The sequence below is a fragment of the Ruegeria haliotis genome, from assembly GCF_013377785.1.
Lineage (GTDB): Bacteria > Pseudomonadota > Alphaproteobacteria > Rhodobacterales > Rhodobacteraceae > Ruegeria > Ruegeria haliotis.
This window is the reverse complement of the sequence record NZ_JABXWT010000031.1, coordinates 1-19187: the sequence shown is the minus strand read 5'-3', so window position 1 is coordinate 19187 and position 19187 is coordinate 1. Positions and strand designations below refer to the sequence as shown.

20 protein-coding genes and 1 pseudogene are annotated in these 19187 nt (G+C 54.0%); 10 read left to right on the top strand and 11 right to left on the bottom strand.

Going from position 1 to position 19187, the window contains the following annotated elements:
• Nucleotides 1–231: pseudogene (locus HW561_RS22545) on the top strand (hypothetical protein); the annotation flags it as partial.
• A 517-nt stretch (nucleotides 232–748) separates the two neighbouring features.
• Here the strand turns inward: HW561_RS22545 and HW561_RS22540 are convergent.
• The 10 genes from HW561_RS22540 to HW561_RS22495 all read right to left on the bottom strand — a co-directional run bounded on the left by HW561_RS22540 (nucleotide 749) and on the right by HW561_RS22495 (nucleotide 9689).
• Nucleotides 749–1267: a YHS domain-containing (seleno)protein gene (locus HW561_RS22540; RefSeq protein WP_176867602.1), complete on the bottom strand. Its 519-nt coding sequence runs from the start codon at nucleotides 1265–1267 to the stop codon at nucleotides 749–751.
• Nucleotides 1268–1342: 75 nt separating this feature from the next.
• Nucleotides 1343–2197 (bottom strand): hypothetical protein, encoded by an 855-nt coding sequence (locus HW561_RS22535; RefSeq protein ID WP_176867601.1) that lies wholly within the window; start codon nucleotides 2195–2197, stop codon nucleotides 1343–1345.
• A gap of 28 nt (nucleotides 2198–2225) precedes the next feature.
• Nucleotides 2226–2867, bottom strand: a complete 642-nt coding sequence (locus tag HW561_RS22530; protein ID WP_176867600.1) for a lysozyme inhibitor LprI family protein — start codon at nucleotides 2865–2867, stop codon at nucleotides 2226–2228.
• A 55-nt stretch (nucleotides 2868–2922) separates the two neighbouring features.
• Nucleotides 2923–3558, bottom strand: a complete 636-nt coding sequence (locus HW561_RS22525) for a hypothetical protein (RefSeq protein ID WP_235963042.1) — start codon at nucleotides 3556–3558, stop codon at nucleotides 2923–2925.
• Nucleotides 3503–3874 carry a hypothetical protein gene (locus HW561_RS22520; protein WP_176867599.1) on the bottom strand — a complete coding sequence of 124 codons (372 nt, stop codon included), beginning with the start codon at nucleotides 3872–3874 and terminating at the stop codon, nucleotides 3503–3505. The genes HW561_RS22525 and HW561_RS22520 overlap by 56 nt, the downstream gene beginning before the upstream one ends.
• Nucleotides 3875–4191: 317 nt before the next feature.
• Nucleotides 4192–5112 carry an ABC transporter permease gene (locus HW561_RS22515; protein ID WP_176867598.1) on the bottom strand — a complete coding sequence of 307 codons (921 nt, stop codon included), beginning with the start codon at nucleotides 5110–5112 and terminating at the stop codon, nucleotides 4192–4194.
• The gene (locus HW561_RS22510; protein WP_235963041.1) at nucleotides 5112–6215 is read right to left on the bottom strand and encodes an ABC transporter permease; all 1104 of its coding nucleotides are present in this window, start codon (nucleotides 6213–6215) and stop codon (nucleotides 5112–5114) included. The genes HW561_RS22515 and HW561_RS22510 overlap by 1 nt, the downstream gene beginning before the upstream one ends.
• Nucleotides 6172–7719, bottom strand: coding sequence for an ABC transporter ATP-binding protein (locus HW561_RS22505; protein WP_176867597.1), 1548 nt, complete (start codon nucleotides 7717–7719; stop codon nucleotides 6172–6174). The genes HW561_RS22510 and HW561_RS22505 overlap by 44 nt, the downstream gene beginning before the upstream one ends.
• A 78-nt stretch (nucleotides 7720–7797) precedes the next feature.
• Nucleotides 7798–8892: a BMP family ABC transporter substrate-binding protein gene (locus tag HW561_RS22500; RefSeq protein WP_176867596.1), complete on the bottom strand. Its 1095-nt coding sequence runs from the start codon at nucleotides 8890–8892 to the stop codon at nucleotides 7798–7800.
• A 104-nt stretch (nucleotides 8893–8996) separates the two neighbouring features.
• A complete protein-coding gene (locus HW561_RS22495; protein WP_176867595.1) occupies nucleotides 8997–9689 on the bottom strand; it encodes a GntR family transcriptional regulator in 693 nt (230 codons plus the stop codon).
• A 246-nt stretch (nucleotides 9690–9935) separates the two neighbouring features.
• Between HW561_RS22495 and HW561_RS22490 the strand changes: the two genes are divergently transcribed.
• The 5 genes from HW561_RS22490 to HW561_RS22470 all read left to right on the top strand — a co-directional run bounded on the left by HW561_RS22490 (nucleotide 9936) and on the right by HW561_RS22470 (nucleotide 15338).
• Complete coding sequence (locus HW561_RS22490) at nucleotides 9936–10766, top strand: aromatic ring-hydroxylating oxygenase subunit alpha (protein WP_211198742.1); 831 nt, start codon at nucleotides 9936–9938, stop codon at nucleotides 10764–10766.
• Between the two features lie 22 nt (nucleotides 10767–10788).
• On the top strand, nucleotides 10789–11676 hold the full coding sequence (locus tag HW561_RS22485) for an aromatic ring-hydroxylating oxygenase subunit alpha (RefSeq protein WP_176867594.1): 888 nt from the start codon (nucleotides 10789–10791) through the stop codon (nucleotides 11674–11676).
• Nucleotides 11677–11700: 24 nt separating this feature from the next.
• On the top strand, nucleotides 11701–13425 hold the full coding sequence (locus HW561_RS22480; protein WP_176867593.1) for a Rieske 2Fe-2S domain-containing protein: 1725 nt from the start codon (nucleotides 11701–11703) through the stop codon (nucleotides 13423–13425).
• 8 nt (nucleotides 13426–13433) lie between these two features.
• A complete protein-coding gene (locus HW561_RS22475; protein ID WP_176867592.1) occupies nucleotides 13434–14102 on the top strand; it encodes a glutathione S-transferase family protein in 669 nt (222 codons plus the stop codon).
• Nucleotides 14103–14225: 123 nt separating this feature from the next.
• Nucleotides 14226–15338 carry an S-(hydroxymethyl)glutathione dehydrogenase/class III alcohol dehydrogenase gene (locus HW561_RS22470; protein WP_176867603.1) on the top strand — a complete coding sequence of 371 codons (1113 nt, stop codon included), beginning with the start codon at nucleotides 14226–14228 and terminating at the stop codon, nucleotides 15336–15338.
• A 458-nt stretch (nucleotides 15339–15796) separates the two neighbouring features.
• On the opposite strand, the gene HW561_RS22465 is transcribed toward HW561_RS22470, so the two are convergent.
• Nucleotides 15797–16705 carry a LysR family transcriptional regulator gene (locus HW561_RS22465; RefSeq protein WP_176867591.1) on the bottom strand — a complete coding sequence of 303 codons (909 nt, stop codon included), beginning with the start codon at nucleotides 16703–16705 and terminating at the stop codon, nucleotides 15797–15799.
• Between the two features lie 109 nt (nucleotides 16706–16814).
• Here HW561_RS22465 and gstA point away from each other — a divergent pair, with 109 nt between their 5' ends.
• The 4 genes from gstA to HW561_RS22445 are packed head-to-tail and all read left to right on the top strand — an operon-like array spanning nucleotide 16815 to nucleotide 18972.
• Entirely contained in the window at nucleotides 16815–17426 is a 612-nt protein-coding gene (gene gstA / locus HW561_RS22460) for a glutathione transferase GstA (RefSeq protein WP_176867590.1), read from the top strand.
• Nucleotides 17423–17803, top strand: a complete 381-nt coding sequence (locus HW561_RS22455; RefSeq protein WP_176867589.1) for a nuclear transport factor 2 family protein — start codon at nucleotides 17423–17425, stop codon at nucleotides 17801–17803. Before gstA ends, HW561_RS22455 begins: the two co-directional genes overlap by 4 nt.
• A 3-nt stretch (nucleotides 17804–17806) precedes the next feature.
• Nucleotides 17807–18028, top strand: coding sequence for a tautomerase family protein (locus tag HW561_RS22450; protein ID WP_176867588.1), 222 nt, complete (start codon nucleotides 17807–17809; stop codon nucleotides 18026–18028).
• The gene (locus tag HW561_RS22445; protein ID WP_176867587.1) at nucleotides 18025–18972 is read left to right on the top strand and encodes an NAD(P)H-dependent flavin oxidoreductase; all 948 of its coding nucleotides are present in this window, start codon (nucleotides 18025–18027) and stop codon (nucleotides 18970–18972) included. The genes HW561_RS22450 and HW561_RS22445 overlap by 4 nt, the downstream gene beginning before the upstream one ends.
• The last annotated feature ends 215 nt before the right edge of the window (nucleotides 18973–19187 follow it).

Sequence of the window (19187 nt, the reverse complement as noted above, 5' to 3'; positions counted from 1 at the left end):
CAAACCTCACTTTTTACATTCGATAGCTACCAAAGCTTTGAAGACAGGATGGCGGGCCGGTCTGATGCCGCGATCTATAACCGGCAGTCACTTGATGGCGTCGTCACCGAAGGTTTGAACGCGCGGTTCCGCGACATATTCTTGCTTAAACTCGACGCAGGTCGAATTGCGGCTGGAAGCCAGGCAGCGGTGATACTTGTGGTTTCGGTTGTTCTGAGCGCCTTTGGCTAGGCCAGGAGGATATTGGTCAAACGCAAGTACGCATCTAGACCGTGTCGTGCAACTGGGTGGGGATTTCCAATACGACGCGTCGAAGCTGCCATTAGTTTTTGCGCAGCGAACTGGCTCTTTGTCGCTCGAATGGTGAGATCGATAGGGGTCACTGCACAAAATTGACTTTATTGTCCGGCTCGTGCGAACTTTACGGGAACATCCGTGGTTTCAGTCGAATTTTTGGTCTCTGAGAGCGTTGTAGAGGCTGGTTTTGCTGATTTTGAAGTGCGCTGCGGCCTCTCGGACGGTCAATCCATCGCCGATATGGGCTCTGGCTTGCTCCAGCTAAGCATCAGGGCCGCTATTACTCTGGCTTTGTGGGTTCGGAATAGTGATCTCAAGTTCGGGCGCGCTGTCGCTTGTGCAATACCGACCGGACAAAAAATCAAGATCACCATCCGCGTTTGCCAGATCGGCCGATAAATCTATACAGGCAACCACCAGACAAATTGTATCGCGGAATCTGTTGTACATCTCACTCCTTGACCGGGGCGGTCGAGGTGAAATTTGGGATCACATTGGTCGAGGCGGGATCATCTTTGATTCCGGGCCAATTCTCATTGGCCTTTTTGATGTTACCAGGGATATCTTCTTCCCAGAAGCCGACCACCACCTTGGTGATGTTCAGGTACAGTTTGTCATCAACGATGCGCCAAAGGTTCGGGTTACCCGGCACTTTGCCACCTTGTGCTACCCCATATGCACAGTGCCCATCGAATTGTGGCGCATAATAACCCGGATTTGCCAGAAACTTGTCGCGATTTTCTTCGGTCGAGAACGCCCACGTAGCCCCGTTATAGTCCGCAGTGATGGACGTATGGCCCTCAACTCCATTCGGTTGCGGCGTGCCAATTGGAGCCGCCGTCAGATCGCGATAGGCAACCACGTCATAACCTGAAACCGCATAACCCGTTCCGTCAATATATTGGGGCCCGGCCCAAACAGCGGAAGCGGATAAAACCATTGCGGTAAATAGTCCAGCCAGAGCCTTCATTTTCTAATCCTTATTTGATTCCAAAGAAATGCGTTTACAGATCACACATATGGAACCGTTTGCGATGTTCCAGACCTAGCCTTCACACAGTTTCTCGAATTCACGCACTGCCGTGGCGGAACCTGACAAGTCCAACGCGAACTCTGCCTGAGCGACGCTATAGATTAGGTGATCCGCTTTAGCGATCCAGGTGAGCAACGGGTCGGTAAATGGCACGGTAGCAACAGCAATATAACCGGCGCTCTCATCGTCAAACACGGAATTCGCCGCATAAAGACCCTCACCTTTAGTCGGCGGTGCAAACACAGACACAGGAACCTGCGCATCGGGTCCAAAGCCCTCTGTCGCGTAGGGAATAGACCATTCGAACGAACCTCCACCTTTTCTGCATTGGGCAAAATAGTCCTGATTGTCCGTTTCGGGCCTACCATGAGCCAAGCGAACAGTATCACCCAAGTCCTGTGTGTACCATTTCAATCCTTTATCTGACGTCCGTTTGTAATTTGCCCCGGACCCATCTTCCCTGGACCAGTTTGCAAGATGCCCAATCGCGGTCAGGCTGAAATCCGTTGCTTGCGAAAGATCATGGCTCAGGCTGCACGAGAATTGGAAAGACGTTAACTTTCCATCTGCGCCTAAAGAAACCCCCGTCCCTGTGAGTTTCTGACCCGAGAGCGAAATCATAGGTACGATCTGCTGGTTCCCGTTTTGCACCGGTTCGCCAAGGACCAGCGTGTTTCGACCAACCAGCGGATTGTCACGGGCTAAAGCACCCGCGCCGCCGGTGCAGGCATAGGCGGCAATTTGCAAAGGATTTAAGTTCTGCAGCACATTAACCGATAGCCTTGGTGCTTTGCCGTTATCCTGATTTTGGGCAACGGCGAATGTGCAATAACCGATTGCCAGGGTGCACGCTGTGACAAATGCCAATATGCGCGTGTCAGGAGTTCCGTTCATATCATGGCTCATTTGGCGAGTATTTGAAGAATGACCCCACAAAGTCAGGGGCCCTGCTGCCGCACCATGCAGCTTTGAGATTTCGGTTGGTACCGGTATCCGGTAACAACAATCCCCTCCCGACGCGTGTAAGGTTCAGAAGCGGTTTGCCATCTGCAAACACGGATAAGGAACTTCCTGCCTGCCGGAGCTCGGCTGGGTCGGTGCCACACGTGTAGTTCACGTTTCCTCCAGAGAATTTTATGTGAAAGCCAATGGCTTCCGAGCCTGTTACATCCAAAATGAGCTCACCGAAGGGTCCGATGTAAGACCCGGGTCGTAATGGCACTGTTTCAGCGGCCAGCTCTGCGGTCCGATGCAGATAGCTCTTTTCCAGGCACGAAGTATCACCATCACACAGCGCACGCGTTTGAAGCCAACTGCGCTGCTCCGCAACGATAATATTGGCGTTTCCTGCGTCGTGCGCAGATGTAAACATACGTGCCATCTCTTCATCTAATGCAGATAACAGTGATGAGTTGCAGATCATGGTCTCGACCTGCGTCTTTTCGTTGGCACAATCGAAAGACTGTGCAGATGCGGTGAAAACACTTCCTTGTACGGCAGCAATAAGAAGTGTTGAAATTGTTATGATATGTTTCATGCCACCTGCGCAGTTAGCTATTTCGTCGATGTTCAGCGCTCGAGGCGCACCTAAATTACTCGTGATGTGCTGCCGGAGAAGATTGATCCGGCCGCGCGACAAATTTCAGGACTGCGACCAGCACGATCCCATAGAGAATGTGGCCAGCAAGCGCGACCCAGGTTATGCCTGTGAAGCTCAGAAACGGGGGCAGGCCAGCAAATGTGGTAACACCTCCAATAGCAAAGACCCAAAGTGAAAAGCCGTAGAAAGCTGAGGCAAGCCCCAGGTGTGCATCGGACACAAAGGAAGTCCAAACTGGCTTGAAGATGAACATCCATCCGGCAGGATATGCAATCAGGCCCACCACATAAAAGTGCACGAAGAACCCAAGAAAATTGCTGGCTGGTAGCCCCAGACTGGAAAGCAGGCTGATCGCCAGCCCTTCGGGCGACAGATTTGCCCATCCCAGCCCAGGACTGATGATTTGACCCCAGGCGTCGAAAGCCACCGTCGCGCAGAGCCCGGCAATGCACATAGCGCCAAGAGAGTTCAGATTGAATAATTTAGCAGTCATCAAGAATACGTCCGGTGCGGTGGATCGTGCGTTGGGAAAAGTTCGGTCAAAAAGTATGACTTCACGTATCAATTCGCTGTCAACCACCCGAATTAGCAGCTTCGACCACTCCCTCAAGTGCATCTCCAACTGCATCGATTTCCTTTAGTTTTTGCTGGCTTTCGCAAGCTTTTTGGTCACCAGAGAAACAATCGAGATCCAGTTGTTGACGGTACAGATCGTCTTGCACCTGTTGCTGTTGTTGCTCTTGCAGTTTTGCCTCTTCAGGTGTGGGCGGTGCTACGTCACAAGCGGAAAGCAAAACAAGGGCGATCGCGGAGTATTTGAATTGCATTTGATCCTCGCAGTGTAAATGTATGACTGGCTTTTCATGATTAAGATGGCGATTGTATGACAGTGAATGACGTCGACTATAAGCTGTTTTTCCTTCAGCTGATGGTGTTTCGCGCATGCACGGAAGCTGACAACTGAAAGTGAGAATTATTAGCTGCCATTGGCGCAGATGCAGCAAATTCAAACCTTGTCCGCGTCTTTTCCATTTGGAGACCTTAAGATTTCGCTTTCGCGGGGAATGGCCGCTAAGCGGGCTGCGACCGCAGCAACTTGAGTGTAGGTCCAAGGTCCGGATTGGGCCGTCCACGTGATAAGATATTGGCAGGGCAGGGGTCTTTGCTGCAACGGCACCGAGGTCGGCAGCGAGCGCAATCTATCGGATGCCCCACCTTGCGCGAATGTCTGTCGTTACGGGTTCTCCCACTGTGCGATCTATCATCCTTTCGGGCGAAATGGCTGCGCCAGAGAGACCGGGAAGTCCAGGGCCATTGCTTGCCGATTCTGAGAGATCAGCACCAAGACAATGATGGTGGCCAAATAGGGCAGAGATGACAGAACTTCTGAGGGTATGGCTAGACCCATCGCCTGGCCTTGCAGTTGCAGGATCGTCATTCCGCCAAATAGCCAAGCGCCGAGTACGACACGCTTTGGTCGCCATGCGGAAAAAACCACAAGAGCCAATGCGATCCAACCACGTCCCGCGGTCATATTCTCGACCCATAGGGGCGTATAGACCAATGACAAGTAAGCCCCGCCAAGACCAGCCATTCCACCGCCAAACATGACAGCAAGGTAGCGAATTCGGATTACGTGAAAGCCGATTGCGTGAGCGGAATCCGGGCTTTCGCCAATTGCTCGCAAAGTCAGCCCGGCCTTTGTTTGATAGAGGAACCAGCTTACGGCCCCAAACATAACAAACGAAAAATAGACCAGCGGATCATAGTGAAAGAACATTTCTCCAATCACTGGAATATTGGACAGTCCGGGGATGTCAATCGGTTGGATGGCCTCTACTGGGGTACTTCCGAAACCGCGACCGATAAAGGCCGACACACCTGCGCCGAATATGGCCAAGGCAAGTCCTGCTGCATATTGGTTGGTCATAAAGGTCAGAGCCAACACTCCAAACAGAAGTGAAGACGCCATACCAGCAAGAACGGCAATGACGACCGCCAAAAACATCGGTAATCCGGCAAAATGCGCCCAGACGCCAAACGCGGCTCCAATCAGCATCATACCTTCGATACCCAGGTTTAATACGCCGGATTTCTCCACGATGAGTTCGCCAAGAGCAGCAAGTATCAGAGGCGTGGCCGCGATTATGGTGGCAGTGAATATGGAAACAAAAAGATCCATCAATGAGCCCTCATTGCTATTTTGCGAAAGCGGAAGTTGATGAGAAAGTTGCTGGCCAGAAGAAAGAACAGCAGCATTCCCTGAAAAATGAGGGCAATCGAAGATGGCAGCCCCAGCGACAGCTGGACGGATTCACCACCCAGGTAGAGCAGGGACAACAACAGTCCGCCCAGCACGATGCCGATCGCGTTCAGGCGCCCGATGAAGGCAACAATGATTGCAGCAAAACCATATCCTGGTGAGATTTGTGGTGAAAGCTGCCCGAGTGGGCCAGCAACCTCCATCATGCCGGCGAGCCCAGCCGCCGCACCTGACGCCAGCAAACCAATCCAAATTGAAGCGGAACTGCTGAAGCCAGCAAACCGGGCGGCGGAGGGCGCCGCTCCGCCGACTGACATTTTGTAACCAAGAAAGCTGCGCTCAGTGAACACCCACGTCAGGACAACAACGACACCTGTTATGAAGATACTGGTGTTGAGACGATAGGCGTAGTCAAACACTCCGAACATGCCCTGGTTAGGCAATAGTGCCGTCTGCGGGAAATTGAATCCTTCGGGATCACGCCAGGGGCCATGAACGAGCCACGACAATACTAGTGCTGCAATATAGGTCAGCATCAAGGTTACCAGAATTTCGTTTGTGTTCATCCGGTCGCGTAAGAAGGCTGGAATTGCAGCCCATGCCATGCCACCGATTACACCCGCAACTGCCATCAAGGGCAGCAACAAACCGCTTTCCTGAAAAGGTAGGAAAAGCCCAACGCCAGTGGCCGTTATCGCCCCCATAATCAATTGACCCTCTGCGCCGATATTCCACACATTTGCTCGGAAACCGATGGACAGGCCGCAGGCAATCAAAATCAGTGGCGACGCTTTCAGTAGCCATTCAGACAGACCATTTTTCGTCGTAAGTGGTTCGACAAAAAAGGTGTAAAGCGTCAGGAAAGGATTCAGGCCAAGCGTCAGGAAAAATATTGAACTGATAACTATGGTTAGTCCGGTCGCAATCAACGGCGCGGCAAGCGCCATCTGACGTGAAGGCTCGGGACGAGCCTCGATCTTAAACAGCATAGTCAAAGCCCTCTGTTGTTGAGCCAGAATCATTGGTTTGGCTCCCGATTCCAGTCATGAGGAGCCCCACTTCTTCGACATTAGTTTCGGCCCGGTTAAGCGATTGAGACAGTTTTCCATGGCAAATGACGTAGATGCGGTCGCAAATCTCGAAGAGTTCTTCCAATTCTTCGGAAATCACGATCACCGCCTGCCCACTGCGACTGATGTCGATCAGTGTTTGACGAACATGGGCGGCTGCACCAACATCAACGCCCCACGTTGGCTGCGAAATCAACAGAGCTCGGGGATCGAGCTCGATTTCACGTCCGACGATGAACTTCTGCAAATTTCCGCCTGAAAGACCGTGTGCCTTTGCCTCAGGCCCATTGGCTTTGACTTTGTACTTGTCAATGACATGAGATGCGAATTCACGCGCCTTCTTTCGGTTGGCCATTCCATGTTTGACCATGCCCTTTCGATGCGCTGTCAAAAGTGCGTTTTCGGATAGCTCGTAGGGGGGTACAGCACCGCGACCCAACCGTTCTTCGGGAACAAAGCCGAGACCCAGATCTCGTCGCTTTCCCGCATCGAGATGCCCGATGGGACGGCCTTCCAAAACAACATCTTCTGCGGCATTTGTAATTCGTTCGCCACTGATCGCTGCCGCCAATTCACCTTGCCCATTGCCAGAAACACCGGCAATGCCAACAATTTCACCTCCATATGCCTCCAAGGAAATCGACTTTAGAGACGTACCGGTGACAGACTCAGCTTCCAGGGTCAGGTTACTCACTGACAATATCGGCGCGTTACTTAATTCAGACGACTCGACCATCATTTCTGGCAGATCGCTTCCAACCATCATTCGTGCAAGCTCTGCTGATGTTGCTTTGCGCGGGTCAGTTTCGCCGGTGACCTGGCCGTTGCGCAGAACCGTTGCAGTCTGACAAAGATCCCGAACTTCGTCGAGCTTGTGACTGATGTATAAAATACTGCACCCTTCGTCTGACAATTGCCTGAGCGTTTCGAAAAGCTTCTGTACTGCCTGCGGTGTCAGCACCGAAGTAGGCTCATCGAGGATAAGTAATTTGGGCTCGCGCAGAAGACAGCGCACGATCTCAACTCTCTGTCGCTCACCAACCGAAAGGGTCAGAACTAGACGGTCTGGATCAATCGGCAACCCGTACCGTTCTGACACTTCGCGAACCCTAAGTGCCAAGCCGTCCAGATCCATTTTCCCTGGCATCGACAACGCAATATTTTCCACGACTGAGATGGATTCGAAGAGGGCGAAATGCTGGTACACCATTTCGATCCCCAGTTCCCGCGAAACGGCAGGTCCATGTTCAGGAACCAATTTGCCGTCGCAACGAATTTCACCTTCATCGGCGTGAGTTGCGCCGTAGATGATTTTCATAAGTGTGCTCTTTCCGGCCCCGTTTTCTCCGAGAACGGCGTGAATTTCACCCGGAAGAACAGAAAGCGAAATGTTATCGTTCGCGATAACACCTGGGTATGACTTGCTTATGCCACGAAGTTCAAGACGCGGTGCCATTGGCGCGGTTTCCCTGGATTGTAGAGCAACCCGCACGAAGATAAGTCGAACAGGCCGCTCAAAGTTTCAGAAAGAAATTTAGCCGAGGTTGCCGATCATACCTTCGACAAACCAGTTGATGCCGCGAATGTCCGCGATTGGCAGGGTTTCACCTTCTTTGACACGAACCTGCCCCGACTGGTCTTTCACTTCTCCACCGAAGGGGTGCAGTGCACCTGATACTATGTCTGCCTGAGCTTTTTCTGCGGCAGTGATCACATCTGCGGGCAATTCTGGGTTGTAAGGAGCCATCTGAACCACGTCGTCGGCCAAACCCAGCCACTGCTCTGTCGATGTCCAGTTGCCAGCGGCAACCGAATTCGCAGCCCGTACGTAAACCGGTGCCCAGTTGAGCGTGAAGGCCGTTAGCTGCTTGCCTTCGGCGAATTTCGACATGTCGCTGGCATATCCAATCGACCAAGCGTCATTTTCGCCGGCCACTTGAACCCCAGTGGCTGTATCCGTCATCGAACAGATCACGTCACAGCCTTGAGCAATCAGTGTCTTCGCTGCTTCTTTTTCCTTGCCAGGGTCGAACCAGCTATTGAGGAAAATCACGTTGCAGGTGACATCTGGATTTACGCTTTGAGCGCCAAGCAATAGGGCATTTGCCGGTCCGACGATATCGGGAATTGGGAAGCCCCCAATGAAACCAATTTTTGCGGATTTGGATGCATGACCTGCGGTGACCCCAGCCAGATATGTCCCCTCAAAATACTTGGCTTCAAACGTTCCAAGGTTCTTGAGATGCTTGATACCTGAGCAGTGTTCGAACTTGGTTTCCGGGAACCGAGGTGCAACTTTTTGCATGGGCGTACCGTGCGAAAAGCTTGTGCCGAACACAAGATCGTTGCCGGCGCCCGCAAGCTCTCGAAACACGCGTTCAGCATCCTGTGGTCGGAAGATATTATCGATAACAGTTACTTCGACTTTGTCGCCAAATTCGGCCTGAATCGCTTCTACGCCAAGGCTGTGTTGTTTCGTCCACCCGATTTCTGACACGGGCGAGACATAGACCGCGCCGACCTTTAGCGTGTCGGCCGCGCGTCCCATCCCAGGCCATGTCGTCAGGCCAGATGCCAAGCCGGCGGCAGCCCCGTATTTGAGCATTTCTCTTCGTGTTGCGCGTTTCATTGTCGTCTCCCTGTTGAAGTAGTGCTTGCTAAGTCTTGTTGTTGTCCGTTCCTAATTTTCTGGATCGTTCCTGGTTGCAGTTCTTCTTTCGCAACCTGATTTGATCAGGCAGCGTTTTGCTTTGATACGTAACGCTCAAGTGCTTCGCGGGCATTGATTTCGAGCTGACTGGTGTCGTCCATGAGATAGCCTTTCACAACGTCGTTGTGATGTGTGGCAATCAGCTTTTGGGCTTCGGTAACTTTTCCTTCTTCCAAAAGATCGACAAGAACTTCGTGATCGTGCAGCAGCCCGCAGTAATCGAACCGAGAACTTACGAGTGAGCGAAGTAATGCAGTGCGCCGGATCAGTTGCGCATGCATCTGCTGCACAACTGTATTCCGAGAAAGGCGGACCAAAACCTCGTGAAACCCGGATCCTAACTGATCAGCGAGCTCGTCATTCTTGTCTTCGACCGCCTTGTTTTGCCGCTCTACATGTTGTCGCAATTCACTCCACCCGCGGGCATCCAGGCGCCCGGACAGTTGAGCTGCGACGCCCTGTTCCAACATTGTCAGCGCGTCATAGATTTCGACTGCTTCGCGAAAGCTTGGGCGCGAGACAAACGCGCCCTTGTTGCGCTCCATGGTTACCAAGCCGTCATCACTCAGTCGAATTAGGGCTTGCCGCACCACCGCGCGGCTAACATCGAATAGATCTGCAAGCGTTTGTTCGCTTAGCTTACACCCGGGCAGCAAATCCTTACTAATAATCGCCCTTGTGACGATTTTGGATATCTCATCTGAACGGTTCCCCATGATAATGGCACGACCTTCCTGATCATATCTCTAGAGGCGAAGACCTCGGTTTGCGCGTCAGACGCCGCACGCGTCAGACATGATTCAAGAAGTAACCTTTTTTAGTTTGATAGACTATCAAACAGATATTGAAAGTCTGTCTATCTAAAATTGATATGCAATTTATATGTTTTTGTGTAGCGTTCATGGGAAGCATCGCAACACTGTCACGCTTAGGAGGTTATCGTGAGTTGTCATGATCGAATCTTGCTTGATGACTGGCATGCTGTCGCCGATTTGGAGCAGCTCAAGTCGGGCGCGCACCTAAAAACCGAGCTTTTCGAGCGGGTGCTAAAGGTGTCAATTCAACCGAACGGGATGCCCGCCGTTACATTGTGTGCTGAAGGGCGCGATTTGCCGGTCCAAGTCAAATATGGTTTCGTGTGGACCAGCCTTGGCACGCCCGACCGGGGCATTATCGATATTCCAGAAGCCCTCGAAGCCGACCGATATCTCGTCAGTGGCGGATCCTTCCCAGTCAAGGTATCGGGCCTGAGAGTGGTGGAGAATTTTTTGGACATGGGACACTTCCCATTTGTTCACACCGGCTGGCTGGGAGAAGAGCCGCACACAGAAGTTGCACCTTACCAGGTCGAACTGACAAGCGACGACGAGATCATAGCGACAGAATGCTTCTTTCATCAGCCAGTCGCTTCACCGACCGCCGATGGGGGCATCGAGGTTGAGTACAAATACCGGGTTTATCGGCCCTACATCGTAGCGCTCTACAAGACAAACCCGCTCTATCCTGACCGCATGGATTACATCGTTTTATTCATCCAGCCTGTTGGTCCGGAGTCTTGCGTTGTCCACAACATGCTCTGTTACATTAAGGAAGGAATGTCGGAACCCGATATTCGCTGGTTCATGCAGCTTATCTTTGCGCAGGACAAACCGATTCTGGAAAACCAAATACCGCGCCGCCTGCCTCTGGACCCACGAGCAGAAACCCCGATACGGGCCGACAAGGTCGCGATATTGTATCGCAGATGGCTACGTGACCACGACGTGAATTACGGCGCTATTCCAGCGGCTTGAAGAACAAACAGGAGGACATATCTTGTCTATTCTCAAATGCAGTGATCCTATCGCATTGAATCTTTGGTATGCGATTGCGCCGCTGGACGAAGTGCTGATCGGAGAAACAGCACAAACAATTCTGTTGGAACAACCGATTGCCTACACTAGAAATCACACCGGCGAGATAGTCGCGTGGGTTCATGATGTTGCGTCTGGCGGAAATCCGGAAACCGACCGTCTTCCCATAAAAGAACGGTATGGCTATTTCTGGACTTCGCTTGGCACCCCTGATGCAGACATTTTTCCTATTCCCGAGTATGATGAACAAGACCGGCGCAACATTCACGCCGCAAGTTTCGGCGTAAATGTCTCGGCGCCTCGTTTGGTCGAGAACTTTCTGGACATGGGTCATTTTCCCTACGTCCATACCGATATTCTGGGGGCCGAGCCGCACACGGAAGTCAAAGAGTACTTTGTGGAAGTGTCGAAAGAACGGGATGAAATCCTGGCCACAAACTGTAAGTTTTGGCAGCCAATGGCAGCAGCAGTTGCAAGCGGCGGGATGGATGTGGATTACGTTTACCGCGTGCCCCATCCCTATAGCGCAGTGTTGTACAAATCCAACCCGACCGATCCCGAACGCATGGATGTCATCGCGATTTTCATTCAACCGACGAGCCAGGAAACCCTGCGTGTCCACATGCTCCTGTCCTTGTTGGACGAAAGCAATGATGACATCTCAATTCGCTTGTTTCAGCAGACGATCTTTGGACAGGACAAACCAATTCTGGAGAACCAGTATCCAAAGCGGTTACCGCTGGATCCTAGGGCGGAAACGCCCATTCGCGCGGATAAATCCGCAATCGCCTACCGCAGGTGGCTGTCCGATAAGGGGATTACATATGGTGTGATCCCTGCGGCTGCGTGACCGAAAACCAACGGGAAAATCAACATGACCACCGACCTGCAAAGTAACTGGTATCCGATCGCGTCCAGCTCGGACTTGCCAAAACGCCATGTATATCAGGCGCAGCTGCTAGGGCGCGAGTTTGCCGTATGGCGAGCCGACGATGGCTATGTCAACGTCTGGGAAAACCGCTGCCTCCACCGTGGTGTGCGGCTATCCATCGGTATCAACAATGGAACCGAGCTGAGGTGCCAGTACCATGGTTGGCGCTATGCCAACCGCACCGCAGGCTGTACCTATATCCCGGCCCACCCTGCAGACGCTCCCGCGCGGACGATCTGCAACAATACCTATCCCGCGCAAGAGGCCTATGGGCTGGTCTGGGCAGGCGAGTTGGCGGTCGGAGAGCTACCTGCGATTGACGGGTTTGAATCGGCGACTGTATTGCGTCCGGTGCCGATAATGGCGCCACAAAAAATGGTGAATCAAGCCCTGCTGGGCTATGCTTGGGACGATACTTGTGAGAGTGCGGAGAACTCTGATGGGTCAGTAACCATCACCGCCACGGATGGCAGCGCCGTCCGTGTGTTTGTGCAACCGGTGGACAGCAATCATTCAGTTGCAAGAGCGCTGTATAACAGAAAGGTAGCGGGTGAAGAGCGTATTGCCTTGCTGAAGCGTCACAGTTGGCTGATGCAAGAACTGCGCGACAGGACCGAGACGCAGGCAGCTCGACAAGAGACACCTGCTCCCTACGAACCGGTGATTGCCAAGGTTTCGGAAGACCTCGTGGATATTCCCGCAATCAGCGTCGACGGCCGCAAGGCGGATCTTCGGGTTCAGGTTGCCCGCAAGGAAATGACTGCGGACGGAATTGCAAGCCTCCGTCTGGAGGCGATCAAAGATCAACTTCCCACTTTCCAACCCGGTGCTCACATCGATGTTCATCTGCCAAATGGTTTGGTGCGCCAATATTCGGTTACCAATGGACCTGGAGAAACGGACCATTACACGATCGGTGTTAAGCGTGAACCTGATAGCCGGGGGGGGTCGGTTGCCATTCATGATACTGTTGGCGAGGGGGACGTTCTCGCGATTTCGGCGCCGCGCAACAATTTCCCTCTGCGCCGCGATGCTGTGCACACCATCTTCATTGCTGGAGGTATCGGAGTTACGCCTCTGATCGCTATGGCGCGTGCACTGAATGCGCAGGGGTTGGAATTTGAGTTCCACTATTTTGTGCAGTCTGACGATCACGTGGCCTTCAAACGTGAGCTCTCCGAATTCGAAGGAGCACTCAATATCCACAAGGGTCAAAGCCCGAAGGAAACCGGAGAAACGCTCACAGAGGTTCTTGCCAACCCCGGCTATGCCCGGCACGTCTATATCTGTGGTCCAGGTCCGATGCTGGAAGCCACTCGCCAGATTGCGGCCGATAAGGGCTGGGCAGACGAGGCTGTGCATTTTGAGTATTTCAAAAACACGACGGAACTGGATGATTCCAACAGCTTCGAGATCGACCTGGCGCGATCGGCAATGACGCTCACCGTACCAGCCGGCAAGTCAATTCTGGACGTGTTGCGGGAAAACGGAATCAACATGTCCAGCTCTTGCGAGCAAGGGGCCTGCGGTACTTGTCGATGTGGCGTGATCGAAGGCGATGTCATCCATCAGGACGTTTACTTGAGCGATGGCGAAAAAGCTGAAGGCAGATCCATCATGACCTGCGTCAGCCGCGCAGCATCTAATCGGCTCATCCTGGATATCTGAGGTACAAAATGATCAAACTCTATGACTATGAACTCTCGGGCAATTGCTACAAGCTGCGTCTTTTGATGTCCTTTCTGGGTGTTGAATACGAAAGCAAGTTGATCGACTTTTACCCGGGTAACCAACATAAATCTGAAGGTTTTCGGCAGATCAATCCGTTGGGGCAGCTGCCGGTGGTCGACGACGACGGGCTGGTGTTGCGGGACGCTCAGGCAATTCTGGTTTATCTGGCATCCAAGTATGATGCCTCTGGCAAATGGTATCCGCGCGACAACCCTGCACTGCTGGGTCAGATCTCTCAGTGGCTGGCTTTTGCAGATGGGATCACGGCCACGGCGTCTGCGGCACGTCTTCACGACGCACTGTTCTATACGCAAATCGACGTGGACGCCGCTCGTGCCGGGGCCAACACGTTGTTCCGTATCCTTGATGAGCATTTGTATTTTGCGGAAGAGGCTGGTCAGGACTGGATCTGTCCCGGGGATCACCCGACGATCGCCGATATTGCCTGTTTTCCATACATCATGTTGTCGGAAGAGGGTGGCGTGTCTCGCATGGATTATCCGGCAATTCGCCGATGGTGTGACCGGTTCAAACGGATCCCGGGGTTCACGGTGATGTCCGGTGTATTCCCCGCAGGGCCTGCGGTCTCTGGATCGATCGTGTCTGCTGCCTGAAACGAACTCTACTCCCCTTCGCCGCGTACCCCAAGTCGGCGAACCTCGGCGTCCGGTTCAAGATGCGACACATTTGGATCGGACGCCACCTTTGACGATATTCCAAAGAAGGACAAACCAATGATGAGAACGCGTGCAGCGGTGGCAGTAGCCCCTGGCAAGCCTCTGGAAGTGATGGACGTGAATCTTGAAGGTCCCCGCGCCGGAGAAGTTCTGGTCGAAATCAAGGCCACGGGCCTGTGTCATACGGATGAATTTACCCGTTCGGGCGATGACCCCGAAGGTATTTTTCCTGCGATCCTCGGCCATGAAGGTGCAGGTGTTGTGATTGAAGTTGGCGAAGGTGTTAGCAGCCTTGAAGTCGGCGACCACGTGATCCCGCTTTACACGCCTGAATGCCGGGAATGTGAGTACTGTCTAAACCCTAAAACCAACCTGTGCCAGTCGATCCGCGCGACCCAAGGGGCCGGTCTGCTGCCGGATGGGTCGACCCGATTCTCGATGCTGGATGGTACGCCAATACACCATTACATGGGCTGCTCGACCTTTGCCAACCACACAGTTGTGCCTGAAATTGCGCTGGCCAAAATTCGTCAGGACGCACCCTTCGACAAAGTCTGCTACATCGGTTGCGGCGTGACCACCGGCATCGGCGCGGTGATCAACACTGCCAAGGCGGAAATCGGTAGCTGTGCGGTGGTCTTTGGCCTCGGCGGCATCGGTCTGAATGTTATTCAGGGCCTGCGCATGGCGGGCGCGGATCAAATCGTGGGTGTTGATCTCAATGACAGCAAAGAAGAGTTGGCACGTGAATTTGGTCTGACCGATTTCGTGAACCCATCCAAAGTCGAAGGTGATATGGTTACCCATCTGGTTGAGCTGACCGGCGGCGGAGCCGACTACACCTTTGACGCTACCGGCAATGTAAACGTGATGCGCACCGCGCTGGAATGCGCACATAAAGGCTGGGGCGAGAGTATTATTATTGGGGTGGCGCCCGCAGGCGCCGAAATCTCGACCCGCCCCTTCCAGCTTGTTACTGGACGCTCATGGCGCGGCACGGCGTTCGGTGGTGCATCTGGGCGTACCGACGTGCCCAAAATTGTGGATTGGTACATGGACGGCAAAATCGAGATTGATCCGATGATCACCCACAAACTTTCCCTCGACCAGATTAACGAGGGGTTTGACCTGATGCACAAAGGTGAATCTATCCGTGCCGTCGTCGAGTTCTAAGACTTGGTGTTGATCAAAGTTTCTAAGTATGGGGTTCGGAACCAGATCATGAAGGCCACAGCGACAGTGATCGCTTAAGGAAGAGCCAACAATTGTCTGCTACACCGAGTTTGCAGTTGGAATGCTATCTGTATCCAACAAGCAGGACTATCTGATTGCAAACTGGGAAGCAGCCATCTTTCTAGACAGCGCTAGGCTTACTGTTAAGCCGGGGGTCTTTTGCGATAGGTACAATAGTTTGTGCTTTTTACTGCGGCGGGTGAAGCGAATTCACTCGCTGTCCAATTTGTAATAGTTCATCCGGTGCCAGTTTTTGCAATCACAGCGAATGTCCGAAAAGCGGGCTGCAGCCGCAGCATTGTAACATCGAGCAGAGAGTCCGCAATGGGCCGTACCGCGTCTTCTGGGGAAGCGTCTTTTGCCTCAATATGAGAGCGGATCACCAGAGTTGCAGAGGATCAACTGTCCTCGGCAACTCTTGCTTCAGGCCGACTTGGCAGCCCGATTTTGTTCCAAAGCTCATCGGCAACAACTCCTATTGCCTGGTCCCTGCGCCTCATCTTGAAGATCATGGTCCGGCGCAATGGGAACCCTTCCAGGTTCAGGGAAAGCAATATCCCTGACCGCCGCTCCTCCTCCGTCATATGATCGGGCAAGCCACCCCAACCAAGGCCGGCGAGGATCACTTTTTTCTTGGCCGTGAGATCCGAGACCGTCCATTTCAGGCCCCCTGACAGCAGATCACGGCTCTGTTCATGCGCGGTGCCGCCTGTGCCCGCCGTGATCACCTGCACATGGCTTTGCATCTCAGTTGTCGATATTGCGCGGGAACCGGTCGGCAGATTCAGATCGGGGCTGGCCACTGGCCGGATTGTCACCTCCGCAACCGGCTCTGCTTCCACTTCTTCCAAGGGCACCCCGTCAAGCGATGCAAGCGCGATATCCGCCTTGCCTTCCATAAGCCGTGCGATCGGGCCGCCCATCATCTCCATACGCAGCCGAAGATGAGTTGCGGGGTGACGCCGGCCGGTGTCGGCAAGCGCTGGCAGAAAAGTATCCAAATCCATAGTGGCACTGACAGCAATATTCAGTTCTGGCTCTTCTCGGGCGCGCAACCGAGCAGCGGTGGTTCTGAGCCCTTGCATCTGCCGCAACACCCGAGAGGCTTCTCGGTAGAAGATCTCGCCGGCCGGCGTGAGCGAGGGCCGGTAGGCTTCGCGGCTGAACAGTTCCAGCTCCAATTCCTCTTCCAATTGGCGGATGGTGTGGCTGATGGCGGACTGTGATTTGTGTAGACGCTCAGCCGCACCGCGAAAGGTACCAGTTGAGACAATTGCCTCAAAGGCAATGAGTTGGTCGTGTTTCATGGGCTCTCAATATGATCAGTTATTTCGATCATTATTATGAAAATACAATATTACCAATCAATCATATTGCCGGGTAGTCAGAGGGCAACGCTCAACACAGGAGAATGTCATGAAACTCTACTACAAGCCAGGCGCGTGCCCGCTGGCCAGCCACATCGCCCTGCATGAAACCGGCCGTCCGTTTGAAATCGAGGCCGTGGACACTGCGGCAGGCCAAACTGAAAGCGGTGCTGACTATCATACGATCAACCCCAAAGGATACGTTCCGGCTCTGGGTTTGGACGACGGTAGCGTCCTCACCGAAGGAGCAGCTGTTTTTCAATTTATCGCGGACAGCAATCCCGAAGCAGGCCTGGCGCCGGTAGCCGGCACCTTGGCCCGAGCTCGGATGCAGGAACAGCTCAACTGGATTGGGACCGAGTTGCACAAGGCCTTCGGCCCGCTGTTTCGCGACGGCACGTCCGAGGCTGACAAAGACGCGACACGCACCGCTGTTGCGGGCAAGTTCGATCTGATCGAAGTGCAGCTGCAGGATGGCCGAGAGTGGCTGGTTTCGAACCAGTTCTCGGTAGCTGACGCATACCTATTCGTGGTCGCGAACTGGGCGAATTTCACCGGCATCGACCTGTCTCGTTGGCCCCGGCTGGCGGCGTTTGTAAGCCGCAGTGCTGCCCGTCCGTCTGCTCAGGCCGCGATGCGTGCCGAGGGGTTGATCCAATGACGCCCGCCGACCACAAAAAGGTCGGCGAACTGATGGAGGTCTATTTCGAAGGCCTCCATCAGGCCGATAGCAACATGTTGCGCAGAGTGTTCCATCCCCAGCTGGCTTATATCTGTGCCACAGAGGGCGATGAACTGAATCTGGGTCTGGAGACCTACATGAGCCGCGTGGACGGGCGTGAACCACCGGCGAGGCGCGGTGATCCCCGTGAGGAGGAAATGCTGGAGATCGCATTTGCCAGCGACAGGTTGGCCCGTGTCAGCGCCCGGATGACCATGATGGGGCGAGATTTCCATGACCTTCTGACCCTTGTCCGCTACGGCACAGAATGGCGCATCGTTGCGAAAGTGTTTTCCTATGTTCCGCGAAAGGACTGACCCATGCCATATGTGAATATCAAAGTGACACGCGAAGGCGGTCCTGACGGCACAGGTCCAAGTGCAAATCAAAAAGCGCAGCTGATTATCGGGGTTACGGACCTTCTGCACAACGTTCTGGGCAAGAACCCGGCCACAACCTTTGTGGTGATAAACGAAGTTCCGCTGGAAGATTGGGGCGTTGGTGGTCTGCCGGTGCAAGAGCACCGGAAACAGACGCTATGAAGACGCGGCTGACTGAGGCGCTGGGGATCACCTGTCCGGTGATCCAGGCACCGATGGCATTTGCTGCAGGCGGCGCGCTCGCTAGCGCCGTATCCAGCGCCGACGGTCTGGGTATGATTGGGGGCGCCTACGGTGATGCCGCCTGGATCGGCCAACAGTTCGATATCGCTGCGGATGCCCGCGTGGGCTGTGGGCTGATTACATGGAAGCTCGCGGAGCGGCCGCACCTGCTCGACCAGGTGCTGGCGCGTGATCCCGCTGCACTGTTCCTGTCATTTGGCAATCCGGCACCATTCGCTCCAGCGATCAAGGAAGCCGGTGTGCCGCTGATCTGCCAGGTCCAGACTTTGCGCGATGCGCGGCGGGCACTGGATTGCAGCGCAGACATCATTGTCGCCCAGGGGGCGGAAGCTGGCGGCCATGGCGATGCGCGCGGCACCTTTGCTCTGGTTCCCGAGATCGCTGATGAGATCGCGCGTCAAAACAGCGAGGCGCTGCTCTGTGCTGCTGGCGGTATTTCGGACGGACGCGGCCTGGCTGCGGCCCTGATGCTTGGGGCAGATGGGGTGGTGATCGGCACGCGGTTCTGGGCCTCGAACGAGGCACTGGTACATCCGCGTATTCTTAATCGCGCGGTGGCCGCGACAGGTGACGACACGATCCGCACGCGGGTGGTGGACGTGGTCCGTGGTTACGACTGGCCCAGCCGCTACAACGGCCGTGTTCTGCGCAACCCGTTCATTCAGAAATGGCACGGCGCAGAAGACGCCTTAAAGCTGGAAGCGGGCGTTGAAGCGGCAAAATGGGCGGCAGCTCAGGAAGCCGGGGATCTTGATGTTGCAACCGCCTTTGCAGGCGAGGGCATCGATTTGATCAGCTCTGCGGCACCTGCCGGCGAGCTCATGGCGGACGCGCAACGTTGTCTGGCTGGGGCGGCTGCATAGCGCGGTGCTCCGGGAAAAGCCAGAAACACTTGAGCTTGAGTAGGCGGTGGGATGGTTACTGCCGCCTACTTTGTTGCGTCCTGCACGAAAGTCCGGTTCGGGGGAGAACGTTGGTCAACTTGCCGGGTCTACAAATGTCTTCTCTAATTGGGCGTTTGGGTCAAGCTCGTTTTCCTTCGTTTGAAGGGGGACCTGTCACTCATCCGGGTCACGCT